The 13,680-nt window shown below is 57.3% G+C and carries 13 protein-coding genes and 1 pseudogene; 10 read left to right on the plus strand and 4 right to left on the minus strand.

Annotation, left to right across the window (positions count from 1 at the left end):
- Window positions 1–79 precede the first annotated feature (79 nt).
- The 6 genes from CPT76_RS20590 to CPT76_RS20610 all read left to right on the plus strand — a co-directional run bounded on the left by CPT76_RS20590 (window position 80) and on the right by CPT76_RS20610 (window position 6,242).
- Window positions 80–745, plus strand: a complete 666-nt coding sequence (locus CPT76_RS20590) for a class II aldolase/adducin family protein (protein ID WP_105444279.1) — start codon at window positions 80–82, stop codon at window positions 743–745.
- Window positions 742–2,271 (plus strand): four-carbon acid sugar kinase family protein, encoded by a 1,530-nt coding sequence (locus tag CPT76_RS20595; protein WP_105444280.1) that lies wholly within the window; start codon window positions 742–744, stop codon window positions 2,269–2,271. The genes CPT76_RS20590 and CPT76_RS20595 overlap by 4 nt, the downstream gene beginning before the upstream one ends.
- Window positions 2,255–2,884, plus strand: a complete 630-nt coding sequence (locus tag CPT76_RS20600; RefSeq protein ID WP_105444281.1) for a D-sedoheptulose-7-phosphate isomerase — start codon at window positions 2,255–2,257, stop codon at window positions 2,882–2,884. Before CPT76_RS20595 ends, CPT76_RS20600 begins: the two co-directional genes overlap by 17 nt.
- The gene (locus tag CPT76_RS40205) at window positions 2,851–3,354 is read left to right on the plus strand and encodes an ROK family protein (protein WP_258168699.1); all 504 of its coding nucleotides are present in this window, start codon (window positions 2,851–2,853) and stop codon (window positions 3,352–3,354) included. The genes CPT76_RS20600 and CPT76_RS40205 overlap by 34 nt, the downstream gene beginning before the upstream one ends.
- Entirely contained in the window at window positions 3,278–3,892 is a 615-nt protein-coding gene (locus CPT76_RS40210) for an ROK family protein (protein WP_258168700.1), read from the plus strand. Before CPT76_RS40205 ends, CPT76_RS40210 begins: the two co-directional genes overlap by 77 nt.
- 178 nt (window positions 3,893–4,070) lie before the next feature.
- A complete protein-coding gene (locus CPT76_RS20610; protein ID WP_181152971.1) occupies window positions 4,071–6,242 on the plus strand; it encodes a Sip1-related alpha-galactosidase in 2,172 nt (723 codons plus the stop codon).
- Between the two features lie 91 nt (window positions 6,243–6,333).
- On the opposite strand, the gene CPT76_RS41590 is transcribed toward CPT76_RS20610, so the two are convergent.
- Window positions 6,334–6,759, minus strand: coding sequence for an exosporium protein C (locus CPT76_RS41590; protein WP_105444283.1), 426 nt, complete (start codon window positions 6,757–6,759; stop codon window positions 6,334–6,336).
- 429 nt (window positions 6,760–7,188) lie between these two features.
- On the opposite strand from CPT76_RS41590, the gene CPT76_RS40215 reads away from it, so the two are divergent.
- The 3 genes from CPT76_RS40215 to CPT76_RS20625 all read left to right on the plus strand — a co-directional run bounded on the left by CPT76_RS40215 (window position 7,189) and on the right by CPT76_RS20625 (window position 9,577).
- On the plus strand, window positions 7,189–7,377 hold the full coding sequence (locus CPT76_RS40215) for a hypothetical protein (RefSeq protein WP_258168701.1): 189 nt from the start codon (window positions 7,189–7,191) through the stop codon (window positions 7,375–7,377).
- Entirely contained in the window at window positions 7,337–8,068 is a 732-nt protein-coding gene (locus tag CPT76_RS20620) for a hypothetical protein (protein WP_258168702.1), read from the plus strand. The genes CPT76_RS40215 and CPT76_RS20620 overlap by 41 nt, the downstream gene beginning before the upstream one ends.
- Before the next feature lie 186 nt (window positions 8,069–8,254).
- Window positions 8,255–9,577: an FGGY-family carbohydrate kinase gene (locus CPT76_RS20625; protein ID WP_105444284.1), complete on the plus strand. Its 1,323-nt coding sequence runs from the start codon at window positions 8,255–8,257 to the stop codon at window positions 9,575–9,577.
- A gap of 34 nt (window positions 9,578–9,611) precedes the next feature.
- Here CPT76_RS20625 and CPT76_RS20630 read toward each other — a convergent pair whose 3' ends face one another.
- Both CPT76_RS20630 and CPT76_RS20635 read right to left on the minus strand, forming a co-directional pair.
- Window positions 9,612–10,589, minus strand: a complete 978-nt coding sequence (locus tag CPT76_RS20630) for a ring-cleaving dioxygenase (RefSeq protein WP_105444285.1) — start codon at window positions 10,587–10,589, stop codon at window positions 9,612–9,614.
- 520 nt (window positions 10,590–11,109) lie between these two features.
- On the minus strand, window positions 11,110–11,985 hold the full coding sequence (locus tag CPT76_RS20635) for an NmrA family NAD(P)-binding protein (protein WP_105444286.1): 876 nt from the start codon (window positions 11,983–11,985) through the stop codon (window positions 11,110–11,112).
- Window positions 11,986–12,206: 221 nt separating this feature from the next.
- Here CPT76_RS20635 and CPT76_RS20640 point away from each other — a divergent pair, with 221 nt between their 5' ends.
- On the plus strand, window positions 12,207–12,800 hold the full coding sequence (locus tag CPT76_RS20640; protein WP_076173772.1) for a TetR/AcrR family transcriptional regulator: 594 nt from the start codon (window positions 12,207–12,209) through the stop codon (window positions 12,798–12,800).
- A 126-nt stretch (window positions 12,801–12,926) separates the two neighbouring features.
- Here the strand turns inward: CPT76_RS20640 and CPT76_RS20645 are convergent.
- Window positions 12,927–13,677: pseudogene (locus tag CPT76_RS20645) on the minus strand (class I SAM-dependent methyltransferase).
- Between the last annotated feature and the right edge of the window lie 3 nt (window positions 13,678–13,680).

Consider the following 13,680-nt stretch of genomic DNA (forward strand, 5'->3'; position numbering starts at 1 on the left):
GAAATCAAAACGTTCCGCGTGCCGGCGGACAAAAGCCTTCCCGTGACAGAAACCAGCCTCCTGGAGTGGGATCTGTAACATGGGTCGCCGCGAAGAGACGGCTGCCGAGCTGCGGGCGGCCGGGAAATTTATGATGGACACGGGGCTCGCCTGGGGCAATGCGGGCAACATCAGCGCCAGGCTGGATGATTCAAGCTTCCTGATCACGGCCACGGGGACGTTTCTGGGAGAACTGGGCGAAGGAGATTTCGCCGAGTGCGTTCTGGACGGCAGAGAGGCGCCGGCAGCTGCCGGGCCCAAGCCGTCCAAGGAAGTGCCGATGCACCAGGCCGTGTATGACCTGCGGCCTGACGTGGGGGCAGTGCTGCATGCGTCGCCTTTTTACAGCACACTGTTCGCCTGTGCCGATATTTCGCTTCCCTCCGGCTTGTTTGTGGAGACGATGTACTACCTGGAGCGTGTGGAACGCGTCCGGTACGCCCATCCCGGCTCGCTGGATCTGGGGGAAGCGGTCAGGGAGAAGGCGAAACAGGCCAACGTACTGCTGCTGGAGCACCACGGGGTGCTGGTCTATGACACCAGCATCAAGGAAGCGCGGATGGCGCTGCAAACGCTCGAAATGGCCTGCCGGATGGTGATTGAATCCGGGAGCGCGGGCGTACGTCTGCAGGAGCTGCCGGATCCGGTCCGGGAGGACTTCCTGGAGCGCTCCGGCTACCGGCCGCGGAGGAGGTGGGACGGATGATCGGCGTCATTGCCGACGACATTACCGGGGCGAACGACATCGGCATCATGTTCGCCAAGGCGGGCTTGACGACGCATGTGTATCCGGCGGATGAGCTCCGGCGCGGTCTGCCGGAACCGCAGCCGGATGTGCTCGTGGTGGACACGAACTCGCGGCTCGATACCGCGGATGAGGCTTACGCCAAGGTGTACACGGCTACCGTCGCCCTGCGTGCCGCCGGATGCACACGGCTGATCAACAAAACGTGTTCGGTCTTCCGCGGCAACATCGGAGCGGAATTCGACGCCATGCTGGATGCGGTACCCGCTGCGTTCGCGGTCGTCGTGCTCGGATTTCCGAAGAACGGGCGCGTTACGCTGGACGGCATCCATTATGTTCACGGCAAGCCGCTGGCCGAATCCGAATTCCGGCATGATCCGGTGCATCCGATGCAGGAGTCGGAGCTGACGGCGATCCTGCAGGCGCAGACGGAGCGTAAGGTGGCGATGCTGTCGATCGGCGTGGTGGAGCAGGGCGCCGAGGTTCTACGCGGGGAAATCAACCGGATGCGGGGCGAATGTGCCTACCTGATTCTCGACGTCCGCGATCAGCAGTCGCTGCGGATCATCGCCGAGGCGGTACTGGATGAGCCGCTGCTGTGCGGCAGTTCCGGCCTCTATGAGGAGCTCGCGCCGCTGCTGAAGCGTGCGGATGCGGACCCGGAAAGCTCAGATCGATCTGCCGCCGGGCCAGAGGAGAATGCGGCCCTTTATCGTAGGGCTGACCTGGGAGCAGATGAAGGAGAACGAACAGGGAAGAACTTGGCCTCTGCCGGGACCGGGCCGGATGGCGGGCAAGTTGATAGGGCGGCTGCTGATTTTATTGAAAATAGCGGGTCACTGAGCAAAGATGAAGACGCCTCACAGGACAACGCAGGCTCAGCCGGTAATGCCACCCCGGGCGAAGGGGTGCTGCTCGCGGCAGGCAGCCTGATGCCGCAAACCGCGACGCAAATTGCTTGCGCCCGGGAGGCGGGTGTTACGATCATCGAGCTCGATTCCTTGCTTCTGCTGGAACCGGCACGCAAGAACGGGCACATCGCCGATGTCGTGCGGCGGGCCGGCGCGAAGCTGGCATCCGGACGCGATGTGCTGATCCATGCATCGAACGATGCCGGCAAGCTGGCAGCGACCCGCAAGCGGGCGGAGGAGCTCGGCCTATCGGGTACGGTGCTCTCGCGCATCGTCTCGGATGAGCTGGCCGGCGCGGTAGCCGATGTCGCGGTGCGTACCGGTCAGCGCCGGGTCGTCATCGCCGGCGGGGAAACCTCTGCTGCCGTATGCGGCCGGCTGGGCGTCACCGGGCTGCGGGTGCTGGAAGAGATTGAGCCGGGGCTGCCCTCCTGCATGTCGCTGGACGGCAAGGCGCGTCTGCTGGTGTTGAAATCGGGCAGCTTCGGCAGCCCGGAGTTTATCGTCAAAGCCATCGAACATTTGAAGGGAATGAACATCCATGGGGAGAGTGACTGCGATGAGCGCGATCTTTGAGCAGCTGTTTGCGAAATATCCGGATCTTCAGCCGTGCCGGGACGCGGTTTGGCAGGCGTACGAGGCGATGGAGGCTTCTTTTCGCCGGGGAGGCAAAATGCTCCTCGCCGGCAACGGCGGCAGCGCCGCCGACTGCGAGCATGTCGTGGGCGAGCTGATGAAGGGCTTTATGCTGAAGCGGACTTTGCCGCCGGCCGAACGCGATAAGATGCTCATTCACGGCGAGGAAGGCGCTTATATCGCCGACCGGCTGCAGGGTGCGCTGCCGGCCATCTCCCTCGTCAGCCAGAGCGGCCTGTCGACCGCGTTCATCAACGACGTTGCCGCCGATATGGCGGTGGCCCAGCAGGTGTACGGCTATGGCCGGCCGGAGGATACGCTTGTCGTGTTCAGCACGTCCGGCAACTCGGCGAATGTGGTTCGTGCCGTTCAGGTGGCCAAATCCCTCGGGATGACCACGATCGGCCTGACCGGCCGCACCGGCGGACGCCTGAAGGAGCTGTGCGACATTGCCGTCTGCGTTCCTTACGACGGTACGCCGGATATCCAGGAAAGGCATCTGCCGATTTACCATACGTTGTGCATGATGCTGGAGGAGGCATTTTTCGCATGAGCACGCTGCTGGGAGGCCTCGATATCGGCGGAACGAAGTGCGCAGCCGTGCTTGGCAGGGCGGAAGGCGACCGGATCGAAATCGTGGGCAAGCACAGCTTCCCGACGCCGGACACGCCGGAGGAAGCGCTGGCGTCGCTGTGCGACGAGCTGGCCTGCCTGGCCGCTTCGGCCGGCGGGGGCGAGCCGCTCGCGGCCGTCGGCGTCAGCTGCGGCGGCCCGCTCGACAGCCGGCGGGGACGGATTCTCTCCCCGCCGAACCTGCCCGGCTGGGACGGCATCGACGTCCTCACGCCGCTCCGGGAGCGCTTCGGCGTACCCGCCGCGCTCCAAAACGCGCCAACGCCTGCGCCCTCGCCGAATGGCGGTGGGGGCCGGGCGCGGGGCGTCCAGCATGATCTTCCTGACCTTCGGGACAGGAATGGGTGCGGGTCTGATCCTGAACGGAGCGCTGTATGCCGGCGCAAGTGACATGGCCGGTGAGGTCGGCCATATCCGCCTGGCGGAGGAGGGGCCGGTCGGCTACGGCAAGGCCGGCTCTTTTGAGGGCTTTTGCAGCGGCGGGGGCATCGCCCGCCTGTTTGCCGGTTTGAAGGAAGCGGCGGCAGAGACTGCCGCGCGATCCTCCGCCGGCGCTGGAGGGATGGCCCCGCAATCCGGAGGGAGCGGGGAGGCTGCATGGACGGCGAAGGACGTGTTTGAGGCGGCCGCCGCCGGGGACGCGCTGGCGCGCCATGCGGTGGGCGTCATCGGCCGCAAGCTCGGCCGGGGCCTGGCCGTCCTCGTCGATACGCTCAATCCGGAGCGGATCGTAATCGGCAGCATTTATGCGCGCCAGGAGCAGGTGCTCCGGCCGCTCGTGCTGGAGGAGCTGCGGCGTGAAGCGCTGCCGGGGACGCTTGCGGCCTGCCGGATTCTGCCGTCGGAGCTCGGCGAGCATGTCGGGGATGCGGCCAGCTTGTCCGTTGCGCTGCATGCGCTGGGGGAGCATGAACGAGGGAATAACTGATCCGGGAAACCGAAGGTGGATCCGGCGAACTTTTAACAGATGATAACAGGTTCATCATAACGTTGTGATACAGGTTCGCGGCCTGAGGCATGGAAGTGCAGAGCCCTCAGGCCTTTGTCGTATGGATAGTTGGAAGTTGGCATGTTCGTCATTTTGGGAGCAGCAGGGGGAATCGTTGATGAGTATCGAAGGGCAAGGTGCGTTTCATTCCAGTGAAAACCTCGGGGCGGACGGCGTGGTGAGAGCTCTGCTCTGGCCGTTTGGCCTTTCCGTTCGGCTTCAGTCGGGGACGGAAGCGGTTCGGCTGCAGCTGACAGGGTCAGACACAGAGAAAGGTTCGACGGAACAGGGGATTTTTGAAGAGACACGGTTTCACTACCGAAGCGAAGATGAGTCCATTCAGGCCCGGATTTTTGTGCGGGAGAAGGCAGGCGGCACGATGCTGGTATCCGTGGAAGCCGGCATCACCAATGAAAATGATTTCGGCAAGCAGCGCTCGTTCGCAGGAGAGCATGCGGTCATGCTGACGCTGCGGCCCGTTGGGCAGATCGAGGGGCTGATGGCCAACTACCAGCATAAGGACTGGTGGACCCGCCCTCATTTTGGCACCGATCTGGCCGGTTTGCCGGAGAAAATGCAGTCGGTGCTGTGGAAGACGGCAGACGGATACGGCCACCTGCTGCCGGTGACGGGACCGGTGTGGCGTGCGGATGCCGCCGGATCCGAGGAAGGGATTACGCTTCGATTATCCGCTTATGAGGAAGGGCATATCCGCTGTGAAGCGCTGGTGTTTGCCTTTGCGGCCGGGAGCGATCCATACGATCTCGTCAAGCGCAATGTAGCTTCCGCGCTGAAAGAGCTGGATTATCCGACGCTGCCGAGGGAACAGAAGCCGTTTCCGGCGATGTTGGACAAGCTCGGCTGGTGCAGCTGGGATGCTTTTTACCACCAGGTCAGCGAAGAAGGGCTGCTGGCCAAAGCCGCCGAGCTGCAGCAGCTTGGGCTGCCGGTCGGCTGGGTGATGATCGACGACGGCTGGTCCGATATTTCTGCGGGCAAGCTGTCTTCCTTTGAAGCGGATCCCGTCAAATTTCCCGGCGGTTTGAAGCGTGCCGTGCATGCACTGAAGGAGCGGTACGGCATCCGCTACGTCGGGGTATGGCACACCATCGCCGGTTACTGGGGCGGCATTCTGGAGGACAGCCCGATCGCCAGAACGTATGCGGACCATCTGTACCGGGTGCCCCGGGGCAATCTCATCCCTTATCCGGAAGCCGGCAAAGGCTTTGCCTTCTGGCATGCCTGGCACGGATTTTTGCGCCGCCAGGGCGTCGATTTCGTCAAGGTGGACAGCCAAAGCGCGGTTCTGAACTACCTGCAGGGACGCATGCCCATCGGCCAGGCTGCCGCCGCTGCGCACGAGGCGCTGGAGGCTTCGGTTGCGCTGCATTTTGATGGGACGATCATCAACTGCATGGGCATGGCGTCCGAAAATATATGGCACCGGCCGAAGTCGGCCGTTTCGCGCAACAGCGACGATTTTGTGCCGCAGGAGAAGCGCGGCTTTCCGGAGCATGCGCTGCAGAACGGCTACAATTCCTTTTACCACGGGGCCTTTTACTGGGGAGACTGGGATATGTACTGGTCCAAAAACCACGACGATGTGCAGAGTGCGGTGCTGCGTGCGGTGAGCGGAGGTCCGGTCTATATCAGCGACGCTCCGGGAAATACCGATCCGTCGCGCATCTGGCCTTTGATCTATGCAGACGGCACCGTCATCCGCTGCGACGAGACGGCCAATCCGACCCCGGACTGCCTGCTGCTAAATCCAGCCGATGAGCACGTTCCTCTTAAACTGTGGAACCGGGCGGGCAGCGCAGGGGTTGTGGCTGCCTTTCATATCAGTGGGGATTCTGCTCAGGTTATGGGTTCGATCGGACCGGCCGATGTGCCGGGACTCGGCGGCGGGGAATTCGCCGTGTACGACCATTTTGCCGGCAAGGGCTGGCTGATGCGCGCCGACGAGCAGACCCCGATCCGCCTGGAGGAAGGAGGCTGCGCCCTCTATGCGGTCGTCCCGGTTACGGGCAGCGTTACCCCGGTTGGGCTGGCCGACAAATACATTTCGCCGGCGGCGGTTGCCGGGTGTACTGAGGTAGGCAAGGTGACCAACGTCAGCTTGCGGGAAGGCGGCCGATTCGTGTTTGCCTCCCAAACGGCGCCTTTAAGCGTTACCGCAAACGGCCTGATGGTCGAGGCATCTCCGATCGGGGGCGAACCCGGCGATTTTTATGAGGTTCTTTGCGGGGAGCCCGGTCAACCGGTGCAGATCGAAATCGTCTCGGTATAAAAGCCGCGTGAAGGCTTTATAAAAAAAATAAGCAAATGCAGCTCGTTCATCTGATGACGAACGAGCTGCTTTAGCTATTTTTGCTGCAATATCAGGATCTTGTTTTAACGGCTAAACCGCTGAACGATATCGGCCCTACAACATCGACTCTTGTATTTGCCGTTGTATTTTCGGCGGTAACCGTGTACACATGGGAACCCGATCTTACATTTCGGTCTTCCGCTTGGAACGTCACAACATAGTTTTGTTCAGAGCCGGCTGATTCAATGCCTTGCACCGTATTGAAAATCTCTCTTCCATCGCGGAAGACTCTAAACAGAACTTGTGCAATACCTGTGACACCCCGAACGCCTACGGTTGCTACTAAATCTACCCTATTAGGTTGAGCGTTCGCCGGAATCCGTAACGTGATCGAAGCAAGCCGGGATCTTGCCGGTGAACGCCGAATCGTAAAAGCGTTTGTCAGACTGAATCTGCGGCGCGGCTGAGAGGTGGCTTTATCGAGAATACGTGCCAATCATATCAACTCCTTTGGTTTGATAGTTCTACGATATGTTGAACAATGAGAGAACGACTGGACGATGAATATGGAGAATTTAAGTTGATGCAAATATATTGGTATTTTCCTTGCCTCCTTATCTTCCGGATTTATGGATCACCCTCCGCTGGACTCGTTGACTGCCGTATAGGTACAAATTCATATAAATAGGAGGCGCTTCGGGAATTCGCGGCGTGTTGGTATTTTTAGAAAAATACTACCAGCAAGACCTATTTTGAAAACCGCTGTCGGCACATCGGATTTAAAATTTTATAGACGAAAAGAATCATTTTTCCGGGAAATTTGATGAAATGGATGTACGCAGTGTGCGGTCTAGTATACGATCAAACGGAGCTTTTGGCTGATTCCATGAATAAAGTCGAATGAAATGATAACGGAGGGATAGCAATGAAAATATCGAAGTCGATGATCGCAAAGATAATACTTGGGGGCGTCTGCTTGGTAGGCATCGGATGCACCGACCGAACATTGAGCTCGGCAGATGGCGTGTTGGATCAAACGAAACAGAACGGCAGCGAAATCGTCGTTCCGCATAATGAGCGCTTGTTTTTGTTCCACCGACAAGAAGTGGATTAATGAGGAAGGGCATCAGTCCGACCTGATCCGGCTGCAGTGGACGGCCGACCGCGCCAAGCCCGCGATTGCCTGGGCCGACGAAAACGGGAAGGACAAGACCGCCATCATCTCCCACGACAAAGCAAATAATCCCGAGCAGCATGACCATAAACACCTCTCGTTTGAGACGACGATGTCGCCGGACGGTCAATATGCAGACCAGCTGTTCACGCGGCTGGAAATTCCCTACGACATGGACGTCAGCGAAATCCGGACCCAATCATCCAATTTTAATGTGATGAACGGCATCCTCCGGGTTGCAGGGGAAACCGGTTCAAACCGGGACCTCCAGTTCAGCGTTGCCGGCGAAGACAACAAAACGACGCCGAGATGGGCCGTTCGGGCGGACAGCACGAAAGAGAAGGGCGGCAACACCGGGTCCGACCTCCAATTCGTCCGCTATGGCGACGACGGCGAAGTGGTCGATTCCCCGCTGACGATGCAGCGGAGCGACGGCAATGTCGGAATCGGCACGGACGAACCGGACACCAAGCTGGATGTGAACGGAGACAAGCTCCGCATCCGTGAGAAGCATACGCCGAAATCATCCACCGAGCCCTGCAGTCAGGGACAAATGGCCTGGGACGACCAGTACGTATATGTGTGCGTTGCCCAAGACAACTGGAAGCGGACGGAACTCTCGTCCTGGTAAGGACTGCTCTCCCCGGCAGATGCTGGATACCCCGGCAGCGTATGCTGTTGGAGGCGGTGGGGCAGTGTGATGCACGTTCCGGGCTGGGAGGGTGTTAACTTCAAATCCTACATGCTACGATTGGGATATAAAAAAATATACATAAGGCTCCCGTAGAGGAGCCCTTTTTGGAGAGGAGGAATCGGGATGCTGCTTTCTTTGGATATTGGCACGACTCATATCAAAGCAGGGGTATTCGGGAACGACGGCTCGGAAATGGCCGTCGTCTCGGCACCGAACCCGAAGGCGCAGGGCCCCTCTGGCACCACTGTCTATGACCCGGATGTGCTGTGGGAGACCGCGGCCGGTTTGATCCAGCAGGCGGTAGAGCGTCTTGGAGAGCGGGACGAAGCGATCGATGCCGTCGGGATTACGAGCATGGCGGAGAGCGGCCTGCTGCTGAATCCAGCGGATGGAAGAGCGCGCACTCCGATGCTGCCCTGGTTCGAAACCTGCTCGGCACCGCAGGCGGAGCGGATCAGGCAGGAGGTGGATGAGCGGGAGCTCTTCCGCATGACCGGACTGCGCCCGTCGTTCAAACACGGCCTGCCGAAGCTGCTGTGGCTGCGGGAAGCGTACCCGGACGCCTTTGACGGCAGCGTATGGCTGTCCGCCGCGTCATACATCGCTTATCGGCTGACCGGCAGGATCGCCGAGGATGAGACGCTGGCGGCCAGAACCTACGCATACCGGATTGACAGCCGCGCCTGGAATGAGCCGCTGATCCGCAGCTTCGGGCTGGATCCGCAGCGAAACGCTGGTCGGGACGTTCCGCTGCGTCCTCTCGGGGATGCAGACGATGCATCGGGCTTGTCTTTCGGCATTCATCCGGTGCCGGGCCGCATGTACTGGATGGGAGGACATTCTTCGTCCGGGGGTTCGGTAGAGTGGGCCCGCGAAGCCTTATCGGATGCCGGCATGTCCTACCCGGATATGATGCGGCTGTTGGATGAGGCGGGCAGGCAGCCCACCGGCATTTTGTATTATCCGTATTTGACCGGAAGCGGCGCCCCGCATCCCGTGCCCGGTGCCCGGGCCGCATTTATCGGCTTGGACGCCAAGCATAAGAAGGGGGACCTGATCCGGGCGGTGCTGGAAGGAAACGCCTATCAGCTGGAGCTGCTGCGGGAGCGCGCCGAACGGGTCGGCGGCAGTCCGATCCGGCGGATGCACGTGGTCGGTGGCGGAGCCCGGAACAGCCACTGGCTGCAGATCAAGGCCGATGTATCGGGCGTCCGCCTGACCATGACCGGCACAGCGGAGGCCTCGCTGCTCGGGGCTGCCCTGGCCGCCGCCGTCGGGGCCAGCCTGTACCCGTCTTTCCGCGAAGCGGCTGCTGCCGTAACCTACCCCGAGGCGAAGGTGTACGAACCTGATCCGGAACGCCATCTGGCGTACCGGAAGCTGTACGAGCAAGGCTTTCTCGGCCTGCTCCAGCCCTTGCTGTCCTATTACAAAAGCAGCTCCTGACCGAAATCAGGAGCTGCTTTTTTTAACTAACGCCTTATTCTTTTGTAAATTCAATCGTGCTGCGCACGGTGTCAATCGGACGCACCAGCTTTTCGATCTGCTCGCGTTTCGGCTCCAGGAATGGAGGCAGGGACAGCTTTTCGCCCAGCGTTTCGTAAGGCTCGTCGCCCATAAAGCCAGGGCCGTCGGTCGCCAGCTCGAACAGAATTTGCGGCGCCACCCGGGCATACAGCGACTCGAAGAAGTGACGATTCACGTAACCTGAAGTCGAGAACCCGAATTCGTCCAGGCGGGTAATCCATTGTTCTAGCACGGAGCGGTCCTCGACGCGGAATGCCGTGTGATGCACCGTACCGAAGCCTTGGCGGGCCGGCGGCAGCACCGCATTATATTCCACGACGACCTGAGCCCCATTGCCGCCTTCACCGACTTCAAAGAGGTGGTAGGAGCCTTCCTGGCCGATTTCTTTGAACTCGAATACTTTCTCCAGCATTTCTTTGAAGTAATCGAAATTGGCGATTCTCACAAAGACCGGGCCCAAGCCCGTGATGGCGTACTCCAGCGGAATCGGCCCTTTTTCCCACGGCGTTCCGGAAGGAACACCCTCGTTCTGCTCGTCGGAAATGAGCTGGTACTGCTGGTCGTCGAAGTCGACGAAGGAGAGCGTCTTTTTACCAAACATCTCTTTAATGCCGTAATGCTGCACGTTCAGGCGGTCAAAGCGGTTCACCCAATAGCTCAGTGCCGCATCGCTCGGAACGCGGAACGACGTTTTGGCGATTTCGTTGGTGCCGTGAACGCCTTTCGGAATACCCGGAAAATCAAAGAATGTCATGTCGGTTCCCGCGCTTCCTTTGTCATCGGCAAAGAACAAATGGTAAGTCTGGATGTCGTCCTGGTTTACCGTTTTTTTGACCAGGCGCATGCCCAGCACATAGGTGAAAAACTGATAGTTTTTTTCCGCGCTGCTCGTAATCGCAGTCACGTGGTGAATTCCTTTTAATCCGTTCATGATAATTCCTCCTTATAATTAAGCTTCCCTTAAAACTGTTTTTCCATGAATGAAATGGCTTGCACCAATTCCTTGTTATAAAGAATCTTTAATTTAAGATAAATATAGCATGTTGTTTCCGATGTGTCAAACGTATGGCGACATCGGCGAAAATACTAGTGGTCTATGGCAAATCCAAGATAAAGCGTGAGGCCAGGGCTAATTCGTCCACCCGAACCCATAAGAAAAACGTCTATCGACGTACCTTCAAAGAAGACAGACCGCATTTAGCTGAAGTTTTTCTTGCGATTATAGAATGGTTCAGCTTCGCTGAAATTTATAAATTCTATAATCTTAAGAAAAACGTCTATCGACGTACCTTTAAAGAAGACAGACCGCGTTTAGCTGAAGTTTTTCTTGCGATTATAGAATGGTTCAGCTTCGCTGAAATTTATAAATTCTATAATCATCATAAAAACCCGGTATCACTGGACGCCGGGTTTCGCATGCATAGATTTCTTTGGTCATTTTTCAAGGGACATCAGGGGGCTAGTACAGCCGGCTTGAAAACTTCTTCACACCATGTGCGGAAGCTAGTTTCAGAAGGCTGTGCCTTTTGTAAATCGTCGTCGTAGATGCCTTCATTTTGGGCAATGACCATATCCATGTAGTCCTTGACCCAAGCCTCCGTACCAAACTGAGATAGGGTAGCTTTATACTCAGCAATGGAAACCTGCTGAAAGCGAATCGGACGCTCGAGCACTTCAGACAAGACATGCGCCATTTCATTGGGTGTTAAAGAATCGGGGCTGACTACCGGGACACTGTCTTGACCGCTCCAGGATTCATCGAGCAAGAGTGCTGCTGCTGTCGAGGCGATATCCCGGGTTGCGCAGAGCGGGAGCACCTGATCTCCAGCCATAGGCATATAGAACGTTCCATGGCTTTTGATGGATTCCAGATCATGAAACATATTTTCCATAAAGTACGGCATACGCAGTGAACGATAGCTTACACCTGTGCTTTCGATGAGAGCGTCCATCTCAAACGCTGCGGTTAATATCCCGGCATGCCTGCCGAAGCCACGCCCCAAGCTGGACACGCCCACAACTCTTTTCACTCCAAGGCTCTGGATGGCTTGGCAAGCCGGTCTGGTGAAATTCAAATAGTATTCCGTGGAGTTCCCCGATTGAGGATTCGGAGGCACCAGCCAAAGAACACTCTCTGCGCCTGCGAATGCTTTCGAGACGATATTCATGTCATCGTGTGATCCCTGAAAGACTTCGACACGGTCGCGCACCCGCTGCGGCAGCCGGGAAGGGTCCCGGGCAATGACACGGATCGGCTTTCCGCTATCAACGATGCGTTCAAGGACTTGCTGGCCGATTTGACCAGTGGGAGTAGTAATAACTATCATAAACAATTCATCCTTTCATCGGTTATGGCTGGCCCAACTTATAAGAGAGAGCAGCTAATTAACAGTGTTGTTTAAGCGTCATTTTCGGCTAAACTATACTGTATACATGATATTAGTTTGGTTCAGCCATGCAGGCAATCAGCAGGGAGTCGTTTTCGTTGTGTAGGCAACATCTGCACGATTTTGTTGTTTATTAGGTTATAAGTACAAGGAGTGATAGCATGCCAGTAAACCCAAACGATCCCCGCGTCAAGCGCACGCGTCAGTTATTACTGCAATCCTTTATGGAGCTGATCGAGCAAAAGAAAAATATTTACTCCATTTCCGTGCAGGACATTACCGATCGCGCGACGGTTAATCGGGCCACATTTTACGCGCATTTCGAAGATAAGTATGCTTTCCTGGAGTGTTGGATGAGGCAAAAATTCCAAAAGAAACTGGAGAGGGAATTACCTAATCATTCCATATCCAACATGAGCAGCTTGCGGTCTTTGATTCAAATCGTTTTTGATTTTCTTGCCCTGACCCGGCAATATATGATTCGTACTCCGGAGAACAGTCCGTATGAACCGCTGTTTGAAAGCGCCATTCATAAAGAACTCTATCAACTCCTGTTCACATGGCTGAGCGAAGAAGCGAAGGCGCCGGAGGCAAAAAAAGCAGTGGAATCCACGGCTCTCCTCATAAGCTGGGGCATATTGGGGACAGCCATTCAGTGGAGCCGAGACCCTGAACATCGCCCGGCAGAGGAGATGGTGCAGGAAATGCTGGTGGTCGTGGCGGCGGGATTGGCTCCCGTTTTGGAACAATCTTAAAAGGATGATCGTTAACGGAGGGCATGAATACGATGTTAAAAGGCAGCAGCCGACCCTAAAGATCAGCTGCTGCCTGTGCGCTAAGGAGGCTATGAAGATGAAGAAACGAATTCTAGCCATGAACATTCATTTTGAAGCGATGATCATAAACCGGTCGGCATTCGTCTGGATTCCTTTCTGCGTCTGATGTTCGGCAATAAAGCGGTGCAGCGTCTGAAAATCCGACTCCGTCTGTCCAAAGCCGGGGATGATCGGGGTGTGATTCAGCAAAAATATCAAGTCTTCGGCCGTCGCATAATACTCCACCGCATCATATTGCCGGCAATCAATCTGCCGGAATCCGGCTTCCTTCAGTTCGGCGGCATACCGCTCCATAAGCGTTCCCCGCTTGGCATTCCCGGATTGGCCTCTGCCGAAGGCTTGCGCCAGATTGCGTTTATCGCTTTCGCCGACCTGCTGGGTGAGGAACACACCGTCATCGGTCAGCACCCTGGCGACTTCGGCCGCATGGAACTCCGAATGCCTGCAGCTGATCACCTGAAAGAATCGTTCAGGAAAATGGAGCTCGGACGCCTCCATGGGCAAGAAGCGGATGTTGGCCCTGCCGGATTGTTCCCGGTTCCGGTTGGCGGTGTGAATCATGGCTTCCGAATGGTCGATGCCGATCAGAAGCAGGGCCGCATCCGCCATGCGCAGCAGAGACTCGCCGCCTCCGGTGCCCGATATCCAGTAAAATATCTCCGGCCTTACAGCGGGAGGAAACTTCGCTCCAAAAATTCCACAGGGCATTCTCAACAGTCACGCTCAATCGGCTGAAATCCCAGCCGTTCATTTGGCCGACTTCATTGTAAAATTTTTTATAATCAAAAGAATCCATAGA

The sequence above is a fragment of the Paenibacillus sp. AR247 genome, assembly GCF_002968895.1.
Classification (GTDB): Bacteria; Bacillota; Bacilli; order Paenibacillales; family Paenibacillaceae; genus Paenibacillus_AQ; species Paenibacillus_AQ favisporus.